Annotated in this window: 19 protein-coding genes and 1 pseudogene; 12 read left to right on the plus strand and 8 right to left on the minus strand. The window is 64.1% G+C overall.

Annotated features, from left to right (window positions below):
- The first annotated feature begins 10 nt into the window (after positions 1-10).
- From EH240_RS24235 to EH240_RS24245, 3 genes are read left to right on the plus strand one after another with little or no spacing between them, the layout of a single operon-like run.
- The gene (locus EH240_RS24235; protein ID WP_125003445.1) at positions 11-640 is read left to right on the plus strand and encodes a DUF1285 domain-containing protein; all 630 of its coding nucleotides are present in this window, start codon (positions 11-13) and stop codon (positions 638-640) included.
- Positions 640-1,272 (plus strand): CoA pyrophosphatase, encoded by a 633-nt coding sequence (locus tag EH240_RS24240; RefSeq protein ID WP_125003447.1) that lies wholly within the window; start codon positions 640-642, stop codon positions 1,270-1,272. Before EH240_RS24235 ends, EH240_RS24240 begins: the two co-directional genes overlap by 1 nt.
- Positions 1,269-2,537 (plus strand): CCA tRNA nucleotidyltransferase, encoded by a 1,269-nt coding sequence (locus EH240_RS24245; RefSeq protein WP_125003333.1) that lies wholly within the window; start codon positions 1,269-1,271, stop codon positions 2,535-2,537. The genes EH240_RS24240 and EH240_RS24245 overlap by 4 nt, the downstream gene beginning before the upstream one ends.
- A 25-nt stretch (positions 2,538-2,562) precedes the next feature.
- Here EH240_RS24245 and EH240_RS38540 read toward each other — a convergent pair whose 3' ends face one another.
- The 5 genes from EH240_RS38540 to hemF all read right to left on the minus strand — a co-directional run bounded on the left by EH240_RS38540 (position 2,563) and on the right by hemF (position 6,336).
- Entirely contained in the window at positions 2,563-3,543 is a 981-nt protein-coding gene (locus tag EH240_RS38540) for a S8/S53 family peptidase (protein ID WP_125003335.1), read from the minus strand.
- 88 nt (positions 3,544-3,631) lie between these two features.
- Positions 3,632-4,210 carry a hypothetical protein gene (locus EH240_RS24255; protein WP_125003337.1) on the minus strand — a complete coding sequence of 193 codons (579 nt, stop codon included), beginning with the start codon at positions 4,208-4,210 and terminating at the stop codon, positions 3,632-3,634.
- A gap of 260 nt (positions 4,211-4,470) precedes the next feature.
- On the minus strand, positions 4,471-4,656 hold the full coding sequence (locus EH240_RS24260; RefSeq protein ID WP_125003339.1) for a DUF1059 domain-containing protein: 186 nt from the start codon (positions 4,654-4,656) through the stop codon (positions 4,471-4,473).
- Between the two features lie 258 nt (positions 4,657-4,914).
- Positions 4,915-5,175: a DUF1344 domain-containing protein gene (locus tag EH240_RS24265; RefSeq protein ID WP_125003341.1), complete on the minus strand. Its 261-nt coding sequence runs from the start codon at positions 5,173-5,175 to the stop codon at positions 4,915-4,917.
- Between the two features lie 246 nt (positions 5,176-5,421).
- Positions 5,422-6,336 (minus strand): oxygen-dependent coproporphyrinogen oxidase, encoded by a 915-nt coding sequence (gene hemF / locus EH240_RS24270; protein WP_125003343.1) that lies wholly within the window; start codon positions 6,334-6,336, stop codon positions 5,422-5,424.
- A 124-nt stretch (positions 6,337-6,460) separates the two neighbouring features.
- Between hemF and EH240_RS24275 the strand changes: the two genes are divergently transcribed.
- Complete coding sequence (locus tag EH240_RS24275; RefSeq protein ID WP_125003345.1) at positions 6,461-6,718, plus strand: hypothetical protein; 258 nt, start codon at positions 6,461-6,463, stop codon at positions 6,716-6,718.
- Between the two features lie 70 nt (positions 6,719-6,788).
- Here the strand turns inward: EH240_RS24275 and soxR are convergent, their stop codons facing one another.
- A complete protein-coding gene (gene soxR, locus EH240_RS24280; protein ID WP_125003347.1) occupies positions 6,789-7,232 on the minus strand; it encodes a redox-sensitive transcriptional activator SoxR in 444 nt (147 codons plus the stop codon).
- 118 nt (positions 7,233-7,350) lie between these two features.
- A pseudogene (locus EH240_RS24285) lies at positions 7,351-7,838 on the minus strand (tRNA (cytidine(34)-2'-O)-methyltransferase).
- 494 nt (positions 7,839-8,332) lie between these two features.
- On the opposite strand from EH240_RS24285, the gene EH240_RS24290 reads away from it, so the two are divergent.
- The 4 genes from EH240_RS24290 to EH240_RS24305 are packed head-to-tail and all read left to right on the plus strand — an operon-like array spanning position 8,333 to position 12,857.
- Positions 8,333-8,749: a hypothetical protein gene (locus EH240_RS24290; protein WP_125003349.1), complete on the plus strand. Its 417-nt coding sequence runs from the start codon at positions 8,333-8,335 to the stop codon at positions 8,747-8,749.
- A 26-nt stretch (positions 8,750-8,775) separates the two neighbouring features.
- A complete protein-coding gene (locus EH240_RS24295; protein ID WP_125003351.1) occupies positions 8,776-10,656 on the plus strand; it encodes an ABC transporter ATP-binding protein in 1,881 nt (626 codons plus the stop codon).
- Positions 10,653-12,536: an ABC transporter ATP-binding protein gene (locus EH240_RS24300; protein WP_125003353.1), complete on the plus strand. Its 1,884-nt coding sequence runs from the start codon at positions 10,653-10,655 to the stop codon at positions 12,534-12,536. The genes EH240_RS24295 and EH240_RS24300 overlap by 4 nt, the downstream gene beginning before the upstream one ends.
- Positions 12,537-12,545: 9 nt before the next feature.
- Positions 12,546-12,857 (plus strand): DUF6665 family protein, encoded by a 312-nt coding sequence (locus EH240_RS24305; RefSeq protein WP_125003355.1) that lies wholly within the window; start codon positions 12,546-12,548, stop codon positions 12,855-12,857.
- A 1-nt stretch (position 12,858) separates the two neighbouring features.
- Here the strand turns inward: EH240_RS24305 and EH240_RS24310 are convergent, their stop codons facing one another.
- Positions 12,859-13,203: a cupin domain-containing protein gene (locus tag EH240_RS24310; RefSeq protein WP_125003357.1), complete on the minus strand. Its 345-nt coding sequence runs from the start codon at positions 13,201-13,203 to the stop codon at positions 12,859-12,861.
- Positions 13,204-13,515: 312 nt separating this feature from the next.
- On the opposite strand from EH240_RS24310, the gene petA reads away from it, so the two are divergent.
- From petA to EH240_RS24330, 4 genes are all read left to right on the plus strand, one after another.
- Entirely contained in the window at positions 13,516-14,076 is a 561-nt protein-coding gene (petA, locus tag EH240_RS24315; RefSeq protein ID WP_125003359.1) for a ubiquinol-cytochrome c reductase iron-sulfur subunit, read from the plus strand.
- 17 nt (positions 14,077-14,093) lie between these two features.
- On the plus strand, positions 14,094-15,398 hold the full coding sequence (locus EH240_RS24320) for a cytochrome b (RefSeq protein WP_125003361.1): 1,305 nt from the start codon (positions 14,094-14,096) through the stop codon (positions 15,396-15,398).
- A gap of 19 nt (positions 15,399-15,417) precedes the next feature.
- Positions 15,418-16,290: a cytochrome c1 gene (locus tag EH240_RS24325; protein WP_125003363.1), complete on the plus strand. Its 873-nt coding sequence runs from the start codon at positions 15,418-15,420 to the stop codon at positions 16,288-16,290.
- Between the two features lie 99 nt (positions 16,291-16,389).
- Positions 16,390-16,935 (plus strand): adenine phosphoribosyltransferase, encoded by a 546-nt coding sequence (locus EH240_RS24330; protein WP_125003365.1) that lies wholly within the window; start codon positions 16,390-16,392, stop codon positions 16,933-16,935.
- Positions 16,936-16,982 lie beyond the last annotated feature (47 nt).

The raw sequence follows: 16,982 nt of genomic DNA on the forward strand, positions 1-16,982 counted from the left end.
TTTCGTGACCATGACCGATCATTGCGGACATCGCGAACCGAGTCTGACCAGCGCCACCGAGGCGCGCGGGCTGGAAGCGCTGATCTCGCGGGCGGCGCGAGCCGGCAGGGGGCCGGCTCCAGTGGAGCGCTGGAATCCGGACTTCTGCGGCGATCTCGACATGGAGATCAAGGCCGACGGCACGTGGTTCTATCTCGGAACGCCGATCGGGCGCATGCCGCTGGTGCAGCTTTTTTCGAGCGTCTTGCGCAAGGACGCCGACGGCAAGACCTACCTCGTGACACCGGTGGAGCGCGTGGGGATCCGCGTCGCCGACGCGCCCTTTGTCGCCGTCGAGATGAACGTGTCGGGAACCGGCGACGATCAGGTCATCACCTTTCGCACCAATGTCGGCGACGTCGTCACCGCCGGACCCGGCCATCCGCTGCGCTTCGTCGACGAGGACACCACAGGCGGGCTCAAGCCCTATGTGCTGGTGCGCGGGCGGCTGGAGGCCTTGGTGGCGCGACCGGTGATGTATGAGCTGGTCGAGCATGGCGAGGAGATCGACATCGACGGCAGGGCAATGTTCGCCGTGCGCTCCGGCGGCGAGGTCTATCCGATCATGCCGGCCGAGAAACTCGAGCGGCTAAGCGCGTGATGGACCAGGTGGCGCCGGTGCCGTTCTCGATCGCGGATTTTCGCGCCCGCGCTGCGGCGCAGGCCGAGGCGCAACCCGGCGACGAGTTCGGCGATCACCGCTACAATCCAGGCCATCCCAGGCTGAAGCACATCAAGCCGCTGCGCGACGCCGCGGTGCTTATCCCGGTCATCGATCACGCCGACGGCGCCACGGTGCTGCTGACCAAGCGCGCCGAGAAGCTGCGCAGCCATTCCGGCCAGGTGGCCTTTCCCGGCGGCACCATCGATCCGACCGATCCCGGCCCGGAAGCGACGGCGCTGCGAGAAACGTTCGAGGAAATCGGCCTCGACCGCGACCACATCGAAATCGTCGGCCGCATGCCCGACTACATCTCCGGCAGCGGCTACCGCATCGTGCCGGTGCTTTCCGTGGTGCGGCCGGGCTTTTCGCTGACGCTCAATGCCGACGAGGTCGACGCCGCCTTCGAGGTGCCGCTGCGCTTCCTGATGGACCCTACCAACCACGCGCGCGACAGCCGCATGTGGAACGACCTCGAATGGTTCTTCTACGAGATGCCCTATGGCGGCCAGCGCATCTGGGGCGTCACCGCCGGAATCATCCGCACACTCTATGAAAGGCTCTATGCATGAGCACGGGGGTGTCTCTCTCCGGCAGGGCCGACTGGCTGGACGAAAAGCATCTGCAGAAGCTGCTTGCCGCGCTGACGGAGGGCGGCGAAGGGGCGCGCGTGGCCGGCGGAGCGGTGCGCAATGCGCTGATCGGCCAACCGGTCGCCGACATCGACATCGCCGCTACGACCCTGCCCGAGGAAACGATCCGCCGCGCCCAGGCCGCCGGCTTCAAGACGGTGCCGACCGGGATCGAGCACGGCACCATCACGGCGATCGCGGGCGGCAAGGCCTATGAGGTCACGACGCTCAGGGCCGATATCGAGACCGACGGCAGGCGGGCCAAAGTGACGTTCGGGCGCGACTGGAAGGCGGACGCCGAGCGGCGCGATTTCACCATCAACGCGCTCTATGCCGAAGCCGACGGCACGGTCGTCGACCTTGTCGGCGGCGTCGCTGATATCGAGGCGCGCCGCTTGCGCTTCATCGGCGATCCGGAAGCGCGCATCCGCGAGGATTATCTGCGCATCCTGCGCTTCTTCCGTTTCTTCGCCTGGTACGGCGACGGCCGGCCTGACGCCGAGGGCTTGAAGGCCTGCGCGAGGCTGAAGGACGGGCTCGCGCGGCTCTCGGCCGAACGCGTGTGGTCCGAGCTGAAGAAGCTGCTTTCGGCCCCCGATCCTTCGCGCGCCCTGCTGTGGATGCGTCAGGCCGGCGTTCTCACCGCCGTGCTGCCGGAGAGCGAGAAATGGGGCATCGACGCCATCCACGGGCTGGTCAGGACCGAAAAGGATCTCGGCTGGAACGCCGATCCGCTGCTCAGGCTGGAGGCAATGGTTCCGCCGGATGCCGCGCGCATGAAGACGCTTGCCGAAAGGCTCAGATTTTCGAACGGCGAGGGCGAACGGCTCAAGCAATGGGCGCTGACGGCTTCGCCGGAACACAAGACGACCGAGACGGAATTCTCGAAAAAGCTCTATTTCGGCGATCGCGAAGGCTTCGTCGATCGGCTGCGGCTCGCGCTCGCCGCCGCGCGCGCACGTGCCGTCGAGGACAATCAGGCCCTGATGGAAGCCGGCGGCTTCTCGCGCCTGCTTGGCTTCGCGTTGAAATGGCAGAAGCCGGTATTCCCCATCAAGGGCGCTCACCTCACCAAACTCGGCGCGTCGCCCGGGCCGAAGCTCGGCGCGATCCTGAGAAACCTCGAGAAGGAATGGGTCGATTCTGGCTTCATCCTGGACCGCGGCGCGCTGCTCGAACGCGCTGCGAAAGCTCTCGAGGGTTAGATGACGCCTGAACGATCGGCGCGGCTCACTTGATCGCCACGGGAGCGAGGGCGCGCGAAAGACTCGCCTCGCCCTTGCCGTAGACCGCAGGATCGTAGTTAGCCAGTGTGTCGGTGCGAGCCGTGTTGAGCAGGTCGTTGGTGATCTGAACCGGCGTCGCCTTGGTGAACTTGCTGCCGATGATCGCGGCGTAGCCGGAGATGATCGGCGCGGCGAAGGACGTGCCGTAAAGGCCGGTCTTGTCGCCCTCGACGCCGACCACGAGGAAGTGGCTCTGCACGAGCGGGTCGGAACCGGCGTAGTTGGAATACCAGGCAAGCGCGGCCTTGTTGGATGTCGTGCCGTTGGTCGACAGCGCGCCGGCAAAGATCGCCGTCGGCTTGCCGATCAGGGCGAGGTCAAGATAGTCCTGCTGGCCGCCTGTGACGCCGCCGACCGCCACCGCGTCGTTTCCGGCCGCTTTCGAGACTATGGCCGATCCCTTGGTGGCGTAGGAGATGATCGATGCCTCCTCAGGGGCCCACCAGATCTGGTTCACGCCGTAGCCCGCGGCGGTATACATGCCGTAGCTGAGGTTGAGCACGTTGCGGCCGCCTGCCAGCGACACGGCCGAGCTTGTGGAAAAATCCTTGGAGCGTATGGTCGCCGCGGGAGCGATCATGCTCGCTTCCTCGCGCGTCCATTCACCGTGCCTTTGGGTCTGCACCCCGATCCCGAAATTGCCGGAGAAGCGCGACGAACTGCTGAAGTCGTCAACGATGGTGATGGTGACACCCTTGCCCTTGTAGCCCTTAGCCCATGCGGCGCCGACGTCGGGGCTCATCCAGTTCCGCACTGCCTGTGTGGTCTTCGCGGCCGGGATCCTCGCGCTCACGCATATTGACCCGCCGCCATGGCAAAGTGCTGCCATCTCGTCCGCGTCGAGGGCTTCCTGCGCCGACGCGGCCGATGCCGGCAGAAGGACGAGAGCGGCGGCAATGGCGAACTTCCAACGACTACCAGACATAGTCTTACTCCCGGTCAAACTGGAACGAGGACGGACGATTTGCGAAATACGGGGGCAAGAAGACTTCTCATGCCTGGCCTCCCGGCGGTCAGAAAGTAACACGGTAATTGAGCCACAGGTGCAGCCTCTCGGGTGTAGCGTTAACCAGATATTTCAGCGTTTCCTCAGGTGCCGTCTCGCCGGCCGCGAGGCGGCAGTTGACGCTGTAGGTGCCAAGATTCCCGTAGTCGGCGACGCAGGGCCTTTCGGTGAGGTTGCCGCCGATGATCGAGGTAACCGACAGGGACAGGGTGCTGCTCGGGCTGGGATGGGTCTGGGTGAGAAAGCCGAGCTTGAGGCTCGGCGCGATGCGATACTTCTCGCCTTGTTCTCCGGTCCCAATTCCCCACAGGATGCCGCTGCTTTCGGTCAACTGGGTGAGAAGGTCGACGTGCAGGTCGAGCCAATTGGCGTGGTACCACCGATTGAACGAGACCCACCTTCCGTCCTGCAATTCGTAGCCGCCGTTGCCGAGGTCTCTCGCGCGATCGCTGAGCGGCGAGCCCTGGTGGATATCGACGAGCGAGGTGGTCATTTCCTGGGCGGCCGCCGGCGACGCGCAGAGGAACGCGCACAACAACAGCGCCGCCGTTCGCGAACCGCCTCGATTGTCGGATTTTTCGCGCATGCGCGAAGCACCTCGCCCACCGGATCCGGATAGCGCCTGGATGGCGACAGCTCCTCGGACAGCCGCCTTTGGCCGGATCATACGCTCGACGATCGCATGGAGACCGTTACCGCGGGGTTATCGAAGCCGGTACGAATATAAGTTTCTGCTTGAATTCGGCGAAAGCCGGGTCATTGCCGGCGGTCGGGACGAAAAAAAGCGAGATGCGCCTGGATGCTGCATCCCGCTCGCCGTCTTGTTAGTAGTCGTGCGAAACCGGTTCAGGCCGCGTCGCGGACCTTCTCGATGCGCGAGCGGATCGCCTCGATCATGGTCTCGCGGATGATGGTTTCGCCATGGGTCTCGCGCATGTGCTCGACGGCACGGCGCATGACCTCCGCTTCCTCCTCGGCGCGGGTGTGCCAGTCACAGCCAGGGACGAGTGTTCCGCATTGGAATTCCTTCATGGGTTTTCCCTTTCCTCGCTGCGGAGCGGTTCAGCTTCGACCACTCCAGCCGTTGCTTTTTACGCAATCCCGCATGGAAAACCGCTAGGCACTTTTCCTGGAATTGCTCAAGTGGATAATCATAACACATGTCGCCGGCTTCGGTTGCATCAAGAGTAGTGCTGTCGGGGACGACCGGTCAAAGTGCTGAAGCCGAAAAAGGCGGAGCAGTACCGCTCCGCCTCCTCGTTGCCTGATCTGCTAAGGCTAAGCGGTCCGTCACTTCATGATCTTGACGGCCTCGGCGATCTTGTTCTTGCCGCTCACGTCCCAGGAAACGCGGACCTTCTCGCCCGGCTTGATGCCCGGATCCTTGAACGCATTGGACAGCGTGAAGGTCGATCCGTTGTCCAGAACAAGGCTCATGGCCGTTCCATCAAAGCTCTTGACCGTGCCGGTGGTGTGCTTGACCGCGGCGAACGCGGCGCCGCCGGAGGCGAGAAAGGCAGCGGTTGCTGCCGTCACAATAAGCTTGCGCATGGCATGCTCTCCTGGAAATGCGGGCACCCGTTTGGCAAGGCACCCCTCTCGATCAGGGCCGTCCGGTCGCGTCGGGTCGCGGCTCGCGGAAGTTTCGAACCGCCGGCGCTTCCCGACCCCGGGACGTTAAATAACTCAATTTTTTCAAAAGGATATTAGACGAAAAAGAAATCGAAGTCGCCACATTGTCCGCCAAGATTTGCCGAATGGGACATCAATGCGGCCAACCTTGCGCTCACCGGATTTTTACGGCCATTTTACCTCGGGCGGCAGGCTGGACAGGATCGAGGCGACATTGCCGCCGGTCGTCAGGCCGAAGATGGTGCCGCGATCGTGAAGCAAATTGAATTCGACGTAACGGCCGCGCCGGATGAGCTGCTCGTCGCGGTCGCCGTCGGTCCAGTTCTGGTTGAAATTACCGCGCACCAGGTGGGAATAGACGACGAGGAAGGATCGGCCGACATCCTGGACGAAATTGAAATCGGCGTCCCAGCCGCCTTTGTCCTCGCCCGAACGCAGCCAGTCGAAAAAGATGCCGCCGACGCCGCGCGGCTCGTTGCGATGCGGCAGGAAGAAGTACTCGTCGCACCACGCCTTGAATTTCGGGTAGTCGGCGACGGCGGCGTTCTTCTCGCAGGCGAACTGCATGGCGCGGTGGAAGGCGAGGGTATCGGGGTCGTCCTGGGTGCGGCGGCGGTCGAGCACCGGCGTCAGGTCCGCGCCGCCGCCGAACCACTGGCGCGTGGTCACGACCATGCGCGTGTTCATATGCACGGCCGGCACGTTCGGGTTCCAGGGGTGCGCGATCAGCGAAATGCCGCTCGCCCAGAAGCGCGGATCCTCCTCGGCGCCGGGCATCTGCTTGCGGAATTCGGGAGAGAATTCGCCGTAGACGGTCGATGTGTGAACGCCGACCTTCTCGAAGACGCGGCCGCGCATCATCGACATGGTGCCGCCGCCGCCTTTGCCCTCGTCGCGCTCCCAGGGAGTCTTCTCGAAACGGCCGGGCGACCAGGACGATTGCGGTCCCGTGAGTTCCTGCTCGATCTGCTCGAATGTGGCGCAGATGCGCTCGCGCAGCGCCTCGAACCAGAGGCGGGCCTTCATCTTCTTCTGCTCGATGTCGGCCGGCAGTCCCACAGGAAGGTCAGGTCGTTCCAATTCCGTCTCCAGTCACGGGCTAGCCTGCCCGACAAAATGACTCGTTTTTTCCCGGCGCGATCCCTAATCTCTTAAGGGCAAGGGTCAAGTCCTGTCTGACCAAGGCGCAAAAAGGAGTTCCTTCGTGCGCACCCCGGCAAGACCGCCGCTGGACGGCTTGAAGAGGAGGCTGGAGCGCTCGCGGGCCGAGCGCGAAAGACAGCCGCGCGACGGATTCCTGCGCGAGACCTTCGTGCTGCCCCGCCCGGACGCGCGTCTCAAAGCCAAGGAATGGTTCGAGCGTTTCCCCAAGCAAGCCTACTGGACCGAGATCGAAAGCTGGTTCGAACGGCCGGGCGACGTCATCGAATTCACCATGCGGCGGCTGCCGGCGGCGGATTAGGGTGTGTTGATATTCAGGTGATGCCGGCCTGAATACACACCTTAGAGCGCGAGTTAGAGCGCGAGCCGTCTCAGGGCGCCAGCAGCCGCCTCGCGCCGGTTCCTTCCCTGGCCAGCTTGTCGTCCCTGTTCCTGAGCGGGCATTTGTCGATCGACATGCAGCCGCAGCCGATGCAGTCGGTCAGGCCGTCGCGCAGCTTCTTCAACTGGGCGATCTTGTGATCGAGCCCGTCGCGCCAGGCCGTTGAAAGCAGGTTCCAATCCTCGCGCGTCGGCGTTCGGCCCTCGGGCAGGGATTGGAACGCCGCGGCGATCTCGGCGAGCGAGATGCCGACTTCCTGGGCGACACGGATGATCGCCACCCGTCTCAGCACGTCGCGGCTGTACCGGCGCTGATTGCCCGCCGTGCGATGGCTGCGGATCAGCCCGCGCGCTTCGTAAAAATGCAGCGCCGATACCGCCACGCCGCTGCGCATCGCCACTTGGCCGACCGTCAATTCCTTCACCAGAGCCATCTCGCACTTTCCGCTTGACCTCAAGTTAGGTTGAGCTTGTAGCGAAGGGGCGGTGATATGGCAAATGCAGGAGAAGGCGATGTGCGCCTGGGTAAGAATGACGCCGCAAGTGGAGGCCTTACGCGACAGGAGCGAGGGGCTGAGGATACTGTCTGAGCTGGCGGAGCGCTTCGCCCGCGACCATCGCGGCGGACAGCGCGACATTGACGCTGCGCGCTCCCGCCCGCATCGGGATGGTCAGCCGCGCGTCCGCCGCCTGGTGAATCTCTTCCGGCACGCCGGCGGATTCGCGGCCGAACAGAAGGATATCGCCGGCGGCGAAGGTAAAGCCTGTATAGGCGGTCGCGGCCTTGGTGGTGAGCAGCACCAGGCGGCGCGCCTTCGTCCGGCGCCACGCTTCGAAGGCGTGCCAGTCGGCATGGCGGGAAAGCGCCGCCATTTCGAGGTAATCCATGCCGGCCCGTTTCAGCGCCCGATCGGAGATGGGAAGCCGGCCGGCTCGATGATGTCGACGCTGAGATCAAGGCAGGCGGCGAAGCGCAGGATTGTCCCGGTGTTGCCGGCGATATCCGGCTGGTAGAGCGCGATGCGGAGACGATAGTTCATTTCCGCATCCTTCTAATAAGTGGCAGATCGGCCACAGGCATCCCCAGCTTTTGGCGATTTCTGGACTGGCGGGTGGTCATTTTCTGCGAAGGCGAGTATATGCCCATCATCGTCAACCCGAACCGAAGGAGGGGGACCACATGATGACCATGCACTTCCAGCTCCTCTCCGGGGCTCTTGTATGCCCAACGGCGGTTTCGGTACGACGATTCTCCTGACACTTTAAGGCCTCATCGCACCGATTCCCGCCGAACCCAGTTTCGGCTTCTCGAAGGAATCTCGCGATGTTTTTCAAACTACCAAAGGGGCGCGCCGCCCCACCTGAACGTGTAGGGACCCACGCTTGTCGTCGTGTCAAGACCGACGCTTGCCGTCATGTCGGGACCGACGCTCCCAGTCGTGTCCTGACCGACGCGTTTCCTGTCTCCGGCCGAATGCCGGAGATCGAGTTCGTGTCACCCTTTTTAACGCATTTGCACATGGAGGTCGGACCGATGTTCGATCCATTCAGAATACCCGGCTCGAGAAGCCTGCACGAGCGCAAGATGGCGACCTGGGCGCTGCTGATCGGCGAGACCTACTCGTCGGCGGTGCACGCGGAGGAGCGCCGGCGTCCGCATCGTGGCATGCTGCCGGACGTCGATTTCTCGTGCGCCGTGCCCGACCACAGCCGGCCTTCGCTGGTGCGCCGTGTCGCAAGGCTGCTTCGCCCGGCCGGCAAAACGCGGACTGGCGACAGCTTTTCGTCAGGAAGTTCGGTGCCGTCAGCATCCTCCGGCGAGCCTGTCGGCGAAAAGCCCGCGACACCCTATATTGCGCGAAGCAGGGCCGGCGATTCAGATGATTCCGTATCGCCGGCCCGTCGCGCCGCGCGGCAGGGGACGCTTGCTCATCAATCCCGCGCCGCGTGAGCGCATAGACAAGTCGAGTGCCTGGGATGTTCCGCTGGTTTGAAAACAAGCTCGATCCGTTTCCCGCCGCGGAGCCGGTCGAGCCGCCGAAGACGCTGGTCGCCTTCTGCGTGCATTATACGCGCGGCGCTTGGCCCTATATCCTCCTCGACGCCGTGCTGGTGACCGCGATCGCCTTCACCGAAGTGTGGATGTTCGGCTTCATGGGGCGCATCGTCGACTGGCTGTCGGCGCAGAACCGCGAAACCTTCCTTGAGACCGAGAGCTGGAAGCTCGGCGGCATGGCTTTCGTCGTGCTGTTCGCGCTGCCAGGCACGGTGTGGCTGCATTCGCTGCTCAACCAGCAGACGCTGATGGGCAATTACCCGATGCGTATCCGCTGGCAGGTGCATCGCTACCTGCTCAAGCAGTCGATGGCCTTCTACCAGGACGAGTTCGCCGGCCGCATCGCCACAAAGCTGATGCAGACCGCGCTCGCCGTGCGCGAATGCGTCATCAAGCTGATCGACGTCCTCAACTACGTCATCGTCTATTTCCTCGGCATGCTGTTCATCGTCGGCTCGGCCGACTGGCGGCTGGCGGCGCCGCTCGCCGTCTGGCTGGTCGGCTATATCGTGCTCTTGCGCTTTTTCATCCCCCGGCTCGGCAAGGTCGGCGAGGAACAGGCCAATGCGCGCTCGACCATGACCGGCCGCGTCGTCGACAGCTACACTAACATCCAGACGGTGAAGCTGTTTTCACACGCGCGCCGCGAGGCAACCTTCGCCAAGGAAGGCATGGCGGGCTTCCTCGATACCGTCTACCGCTCGATGCGCCTGGTGACGGTGCTTTACGGCCTGCTCTACATCCTGAATTCGCTGCTCCTGTTCTCCGTGACGGCAATCTCGCTTTGGCTGTGGCTGGGCGAGGCGGTGACGATCGGCGCCGTCGCCGTGGTTATCGGCCTGGTGCTCAGAATGTGGGGCATGTCGCAGTGGATCATGTGGGAGATGTCGGGCCTGTTCGAGAACATCGGCACGGTGCAGGACGGCATCCAGTCGATCTCGCTGCCGCGCCTGGTCGAGGACCGACCCGGCGCCAGGGACATCGCCGTCAGCCATGGCGAGATCCGCTTCGAGGACATCCGCTTCCACTACGGCAAGCAGAAGGGGGTCATCGAGAACCTGTCGCTCACCGTGAAACCTGGCGAGAAGGTCGGCATCGTCGGCCGTTCCGGCGCCGGCAAGTCGACGCTGGTCAATCTGTTGCTGCGCTTCTACGACCTGGAAAGCGGCAGGATACTCATCGACGGCCAGGAGATCGCCGCGGTGACGCAGGATTCGCTGCGCGCGCAGATCGGCATGGTGACGCAGGACACATCGCTGCTGCACCGGTCGGTGCGCGACAACATCCTCTACGGCCGACCTGACGCGACCGACGAGATGTTGCTCGAGGCGGCGCGGCGGGCGGAGGCGCTCGATTTCATCGACGGGCTTTCGGACCACAACGGCCGCAAGGGATTCGACGCCCATGTCGGCGACCGCGGCGTCAAATTGTCCGGCGGCCAGCGGCAGCGCGTCGCCATTGCCCGCGTTATGCTGAAGGACGCGCCGATCCTGATCCTCGACGAGGCGACCTCGGCGCTCGATTCGGAAGCCGAGGCGGCGATCCAGGAGAACCTTTACAAGCTGATGCAGGGCAAGACCGTCATCGCCATCGCGCATCGGCTGTCGACCATCGCCGCGATGGACAGGCTCGTCGTCTTGGACAAGGGCCGTGTCATCGAGGAAGGGTCGCATGAGCAGCTCGTCGCCAGGGGCGGGCTCTATGCCCAGCTCTGGCAGCGCCAGTCGGGCGGCTTCCTGCTCGACGACGTTTCGGCCGAGGCCGCCAACGACGCAATCGCCAAGGGTGAAGCCGCGGAATGATGAAGGCCGTCTATCGCTGGTTCGAGCGCTGGGTCTACCCGTTCCGCGAGCCCGCGAACCTCCGGCCACCCGCCAGCGTCGGCGGCTTCCTCTGGCATTATGTCGGGCAGGCCAAGCTCGCCTTCTTCGCCATGCTGATCATCGGGGGCATCGCGCCGCTGGTCGAGGCCGGGCTATTCTATTTCGTCGGACGGCTGGTCGATATTCTCGACCAGCTTCCCGGCGAACGCAGCTGGCACACGCTGTGGACCGCCGCCGGTCCCGAGCTTATGTTCATGGGCGCGGTGGTGCTGATCATCCGCACCCTGGTGGTCGGTCTGTCGGCGCTGGTCGATGAGCAGACGATCACGCCCGGCTTCTACAATCTGGTGCGCTGGCAGGCGCACCGGCATGTCTCGCGCCAGTCCTATGCCTTCTTCCAGAACGATTTCGCCGGCCGCATCGCCACGAAGGTCTGGCAGGCGGGGCAGGCGACGGGCGACCTGATGGAAAGCTTCCTCGAGGTCGTCTGGTTCATGATCGTCTACACGGTGACGACGCTGGCGCTGGTCGCCGGTCTCGACCTCAGGCTGGCGGTGCTGGTGGTGATCTGGATCACCGCCTTCGGCTTTCTGGCGAAACTCTATTTGCCGGCGATACGCAAGCATGCCGAGGCGACCGCCGAGGCCGGTTCCATGATCACCGGGCGGATCGTCGATTCCTATTCCAATGTGCAGACGCTGAAGCTGTTTTCGGCCGATGGCGACGATCGTTACATCCGCAGCGGCTTCGACATCTATCTCGATGCGCTGCGGCCCTTCACGCGCCGGCTGACCGGCGTGCGCATGGCGCTGACGATGCTTTCGGGCATCATGATCACAGCGATTGCCGCCTTCGCCATCTACTTGTGGGTCGAAGGCTCGATCACGGTCGGCGCCGTCGCCTTCACGCTCTCCCTGGTGCTGAGGCTCAACATGTTGTTTGGCCGGCTGATGATGCAGCTCAACAGTATCCTGAGGAATCTCGGCGTGCTGGAGAATTCCAAGGCGCTGATAACGCAGCCGCTCGGCTTGAACGACGCGCCGGACGCCAAGGAACTGATGGTTGCCGGCGGCCGCATCGATCTCAGGAACGTCACCTTCCATTACGGCAAGGGGGCAGGGGTCCTCGACGGTATCGACCTTGTCGTGCGGCCAGGCGAGAAGGTCGGGCTGGTCGGTCCGTCGGGCGCCGGCAAGACGACGCTCGCGAATCTCATCCTGCGCCTCTACGACCTCGAGGGCGGCAAGATCCTGATCGACGGCCAGGACATCGCTGAGGTCACGCAGAATTCGCTGCGCGCCAATATCGGCGTGGTCAGCCAGGACACGGCACTCTTCCACCGCTCGCTGCGCGACAACATCAAGCTCGGCATGCCGGACGCGACCGACACGCAAGTGATCGCGGCGGCGCGCAAAGCCGAGGCGCATGATTTCATCTTGGGCCTGCGCGACAACCGTGAGCGCGTCGGCTACGAGGCCTATGTCGGCGAGCGCGGCGTGAAGCTCTCCGGCGGCCAGCGCCAGCGCGTGGCGATCGCCCGCGTCTTCCTGAAGGACGCGCCTATCCTGATCCTCGACGAGGCGACCTCGGCGCTCGATTCCGACATCGAGGCGGCGATCCAGGAAAATCTGGCGAGGCTGATGGAAAGCAAGACCGTCATTGCCATCGCGCACCGGCTGTCGACGATCGCCGCGCTCGACCGGCTGGTGGTGCTCGACGGCGGGCGCATCGTCGAAGAGGGCACGCATGACGAGCTGGTGGCGCTCGACGGTCTCTATGCGCGGCTGTGGAAACGGCAGTCCGGCGGCTTCCTGTTCAACGAGGAAAGCGTGCTGGAAGAGACGCGGCCGGCGGAGTAGAACGCGCCTATGTCGGTCAGAATGCCTTCCAATTTCGGACGATTAGGCGCGCAGGAAAGCGCGCTCGACCTGCTCGGCCACGAAATCCTCGCCGAAAAGGCGGCAGCCCTTGGCCGCGCCGGCCAGCGAGTCGAGGAAACGCTGGCCAAGCTGCGCGAGAACGGCGAGGGCGAGCATCGCAACCGGCTGCTCAAAGCGGCGGCGGAAGCCGTTCATGGCTATTTCATCCAGCGCGAGCTCTGCGGGCTGCGCAAGCATGACGCCGTGATCCGCGAATACAACATCCCGAGGGCGGTGCTGGTCAGGCTCGGCGCAAGCTGAGCTACTCCAGCCATTCGGTGATGAAGCTGCCGTTCTCGTGGATGTCGGTGGTCTCGAGCGGACCGGGGCCGAGATTGGTGAATTTGTGCGGCGTGCCGGGCGGCACGATGAGGATCTGGCCGGCCGAAGCCTCGATTTCCCGGTCGCCGACCGTGAACAGGCCGATGCCGGAGCGGATGATGAAGATCTCCGCATAAGGGTGCTTGTGCAGGCGCGGGCCGCCGCCGATTCCCGGCACGTAGTTGAAGATCAGGCAGCTTCTGGAGCCGAAGGGCCCGCATTGCAGCTCACCTTGCCAGCGGTCGGGGGCTTCCGCCCATTTGTCGCGGTCGATGACATGCGCCATGGCTCGACAATAGACCGGGCCAGCCGCCACTGTCGAGGCAAACCAGGACCCAGCTTGGCCTATGATTTCGCGCCGTTTTGTGGTCTCGGGCAGCCTGCCGAAGGGGCGGCTGCCGATGCTGCGGCGCGTGCCCGCGACAATCTGCCCTTGTGCCTTCACCCGACTGGACAAAAACGGGCTTCACGCATAAACCCAACTCCAAATGCCGGAGGAATTCGCTAGCCTGTTCGCCATGCGCTGTCGGGCCGGCGCGATTGAGCGGGGACAAGGCTCGGCCGCCGGCACGGAAAGAGGCGAAAGGATCAGGCACCCGTGAGCGCAACCGAAATCCACGATCCCAACCGTCGCGATTTTCTCTATATCGCCACCGGCATGGCCGGCGTGGTCGGCGCAGGGGCCGTCGCCTGGCCGTTCATCGACCAGATGCGCCCGGACGCCTCGACGCTGGCGCTGGCCTCGGTCGAAGTCGATGTCTCCTCGCTCCAGCCGGGCAGCTCGCTGGTCGTCAAATGGCGCGGCAAGCCGGTCGTGGTGCGCAACCGCACCGAGAAGGAAATGAAGGACGGCGAGGCGGTCAGCCTCAACGACCTCAAGGACCCGATCGCCCGCAACGCCAACCTGCCCTCAGACGCGGCGGCGACCGACGCCAACCGTACCACGCCCGGCAAGGAAGCCTGGATGGTCATGGTGCAGGTCTGCACCCATCTCGGCTGCATCCCGCTCGGCCAGGAGGGCGATTTCGGCGGCTGGTTCTGCCCGTGCCACGGCTCGCAGTACGATACCGCCGGCCGCATCCGCAAAGGCCCGGCGCCCGAGAACATGGCGATCCCGGTCTACCAGTTCATTTCCGACACCAAGATCCGTATCGGCTGAGGCAGGGGGATATTTCGATGAGCGAGGGACACTCCACCTACACGCCGAAGACCGGCATCGGACGCTGGGTCGACGCCCGCATGCCGCTGCCGAGGCTGGTCTATGACAGCTTCGTCGCCTATCCGGTGCCGCGCAACCTCAACTACATGTGGACGTTCGGCGGCATCCTGTCGATCATGCTGGCCGCGCAGATCCTGACCGGCATCGTGCTGGCCATGCACTACACGTCCGACAGCAATCTCGCCTTCGATTCGGTCGAGAAGATCATGCGCGACGTGAATTCGGGATGGCTGTTGCGCTATCTCCATTCCAATGGCGCCTCCTTCTTCTTCGTCGCCGTCTACATCCACATCTTCCGCGGCCTGTTCTACGGCTCCTACAAGGCGCCGCGCGAGCTGCTGTGGATCCTCGGTTGCATAATCTACCTGCTGATGATGGCCACCGGCTTCATGGGCTACGTGCTGCCCTGGGGACAGATGAGCTTCTGGGGCGCCACCGTGATCACCGGCTTCTTCACCGCCATCCCGCTGGTCGGCGACTGGATTCAGCAGCTTTTGCTCGGCGGCTTCGCCGTCGACAACCCGACGCTGAACCGCTTCTTCGCACTGCATTACCTGTTGCCGTTCATGATCGCCGGCGTCGTCGTGCTGCACATCTGGGCGCTGCATGTCGTCGGCCAGTCGAACCCGACCGGCATCGAGGTCAAGTCGAAGACCGACACCGTCGCCTTCACGCCTTACGCGACCATCAAGGACGCTTTCGGCATGATCGTGTTCCTGTTCATTTTCGCCTATTTCGTCTTCTACCTGCCGAACTATCTCGGCCACCCGGACAACTACACGGTCGCCAACCCGCTGAAGACGCCGGCCCACATCGTTCCGGAATGGTACTTCCTGCCGTTCTACGCGATCCTGCGCGCCATCACCTTCAACATCGGGCCGATCAATTCCAAGCTCGGTGGCGTGCTGTGCATGTTCGGCGCCATCGCCATGCTGTTCCTGGTGCCGTGGCTCGACACCTCCAAGGTGCGCTCGGCGGTCTACCGGCCCTGGTACAAGCTGTTCTTCTGGCTGTTCGTGGCCGACGCCATCCTGCTTGGATGGCTGGGTTCGCAGCCGGCCGAAGGCAGCTACGTGTTCATGGCGCAGATGGCGACGCTGTTCTACTTCGCGTTCTTCCTGGTCGTCATGCCGGTGCTCGGCCTGATCGAGACGCCGCGGCGCCTGCCGAACTCGATCACCGAGGCGGTGCTTGAAAAGAAAAACAAGGGGGCCGGCGGGCGTCCGGCAGGCGCGGTGAGCGCGCCGGAAACCAAGGGCTGAGAATCTGAGGGGATTTGGCATGAAGAAGATTCTCACCTCGCTGGCGCTGTTCGGCCTTGTGGCTGCCGGCGCTGCGGCCGCATGCATTGGGGCCGCCTCCGCCCAGGAGGGCCACGCCGAGGCCGCGCCGACGCATTTCCCGATCAACGAGCCGAAGGAGATGGACTGGACCTTTGCCGGCCCGTTCGGCACCTATGACAAGGCCCAGCTCCAACGCGGGTTGAAGGTTTACAAGGAAGTCTGCTCGGCCTGCCACTCGATGAACCTGGTGGCGTTCCGCACGCTGGAAGGGCTCGGCTATTCGGAGGCGCAGATCAAGACGCTTGCCGCCGAATACACCATCCATGACGGCCCGAACGATGCCGGCGACATGTTCGACCGGCCGGGCAAGCCGTCGGATCACTTCCCGGCGCCGTTCCCGAACGAGCAGGCGGCCGCCGCCGCCAATGGGGGCGCTGCGCCGCCCGACATGTCGCTGCTCGCCAAGGCGCGCGGCGTCGAGCGCGGCTTCCCGCGCTTCGTCTTCGATATCTTCACCCAGTACGCCCAGGGCGGTCCGGACTACATCCACTCGCTCTTGACCGGCTACGACCAGACGCCGCCGGCCGGCATGGTGATCCCGGAAGGCACGCACTACAATCCGTACTTCTTGTCCGGCGTGTCGCTGAAGATGCCGAAGCCGCTTTCGGACGGCCAGGTGACCTATGACGACGGCTCGCCGCAGACGGTCGACCAGTATTCGCGCGACGTCGCGGCCTTCCTGATGTGGGCCGCCGAGCCGCATCTCGAAGAGCGCAAGAAGACCGGCTTCCGCGTGCTGGTGTTCCTGCTTCTGTTCGGCGCCCTGGTCTACATGACCAAGCGCAAGGTGTGGGCCGACGTGGCGCACTGAGCCCGGTGGCTTCCGAGAAAAATGCAAGGGCGCCGAAGGGCGCCCTTTTCTTTTCGGCCGCTTGCCGGCAAAACTGTGCGGCAACGGATCAACCGCGCCATGAACTCCTCCCTCGAAGACACTCTGCTTGCCGCGATCCGCACCATCCCGGACTATCCTAAACCCGGCATCCTGTTTCGCGACATCACCACGCTGCTTGGCGACGCGCGCGCCTTCCGCCGCGCCATCGACGAGCTGGTGCATCCTTATGCCGGGCTGAAGATCGACAAGATCGCCGGCATCGAGGCGCGCGGCTTCATCCTGGGTGGCGCCGTGGCGCATCAGCTTTCCGCGGGCTTCGTGCCGATCCGCAAGAAGGGCAAGCTGCCCTATGAGACGGTGCGCGTTGCCTATAGCCTCGAATACGGGCTGGACGAGATGGAGATGCACAAGGACGGCGTCTCGCCAGGCGAGAAGGTGATCCTTGTCGACGATCTGATCGCCACAGGCGGCACGGCGGAAGCGGCGGTGAGGCTCTTGCGCCAGATCGGCGCCGACATCGTCGCCGCCTGCTTCGTCATCGACCTGCCGGATCTCGGCGGGCGAAAGAAGTTGGAAGCGCTCGGCGTGCCGGTGCGGACGCTTATCGGATTCGAGGGGCATTAGCTCTTCTCCCTCGCCCCGTTTACGGGGAGAGGGAAGCGGAGCGAGCA

The sequence above is a fragment of the Mesorhizobium tamadayense genome (genome assembly GCF_003863365.1).
In the GTDB taxonomy this organism is placed as follows: Bacteria; Pseudomonadota; Alphaproteobacteria; order Rhizobiales; family Rhizobiaceae; genus Mesorhizobium; species Mesorhizobium tamadayense.

Bases quoted from the DNA above. Each gene is read 5' to 3' on its own strand.
- EH240_RS24235 (WP_125003445.1), top strand. From the start codon at position 11: ATGACCGATCATTGCGGACATCGCGAACCGAGTCTGACCAGCGCCACC.
- EH240_RS24240 (WP_125003447.1), top strand. From the start codon at position 640: ATGGACCAGGTGGCGCCGGTGCCGTTCTCGATCGCGGATTTTCGCGCC.
- EH240_RS24245 (WP_125003333.1), top strand. From the start codon at position 1,269: ATGAGCACGGGGGTGTCTCTCTCCGGCAGGGCCGACTGGCTGGACGAA.
- EH240_RS38540 (WP_125003335.1), bottom strand. From the start codon at position 3,543: ATGTCTGGTAGTCGTTGGAAGTTCGCCATTGCCGCCGCTCTCGTCCTT.
- EH240_RS24255 (WP_125003337.1), bottom strand. From the start codon at position 4,210: ATGCGCGAAAAATCCGACAATCGAGGCGGTTCGCGAACGGCGGCGCTG.
- EH240_RS24260 (WP_125003339.1), bottom strand. From the start codon at position 4,656: ATGAAGGAATTCCAATGCGGAACACTCGTCCCTGGCTGTGACTGGCAC.
- EH240_RS24265 (WP_125003341.1), bottom strand. From the start codon at position 5,175: ATGCGCAAGCTTATTGTGACGGCAGCAACCGCTGCCTTTCTCGCCTCC.
- soxR (WP_125003347.1), bottom strand. From the start codon at position 7,232: ATGGCTCTGGTGAAGGAATTGACGGTCGGCCAAGTGGCGATGCGCAGC.
- EH240_RS24290 (WP_125003349.1), top strand. From the start codon at position 8,333: ATGTTCGATCCATTCAGAATACCCGGCTCGAGAAGCCTGCACGAGCGC.
- EH240_RS24295 (WP_125003351.1), top strand. From the start codon at position 8,776: ATGTTCCGCTGGTTTGAAAACAAGCTCGATCCGTTTCCCGCCGCGGAG.
- EH240_RS24300 (WP_125003353.1), top strand. From the start codon at position 10,653: ATGATGAAGGCCGTCTATCGCTGGTTCGAGCGCTGGGTCTACCCGTTC.
- EH240_RS24305 (WP_125003355.1), top strand. From the start codon at position 12,546: ATGTCGGTCAGAATGCCTTCCAATTTCGGACGATTAGGCGCGCAGGAA.
- EH240_RS24310 (WP_125003357.1), bottom strand. From the start codon at position 13,203: ATGGCGCATGTCATCGACCGCGACAAATGGGCGGAAGCCCCCGACCGC.
- EH240_RS24320 (WP_125003361.1), top strand. From the start codon at position 14,094: ATGAGCGAGGGACACTCCACCTACACGCCGAAGACCGGCATCGGACGC.
- EH240_RS24325 (WP_125003363.1), top strand. From the start codon at position 15,418: ATGAAGAAGATTCTCACCTCGCTGGCGCTGTTCGGCCTTGTGGCTGCC.
- EH240_RS24330 (WP_125003365.1), top strand. From the start codon at position 16,390: ATGAACTCCTCCCTCGAAGACACTCTGCTTGCCGCGATCCGCACCATC.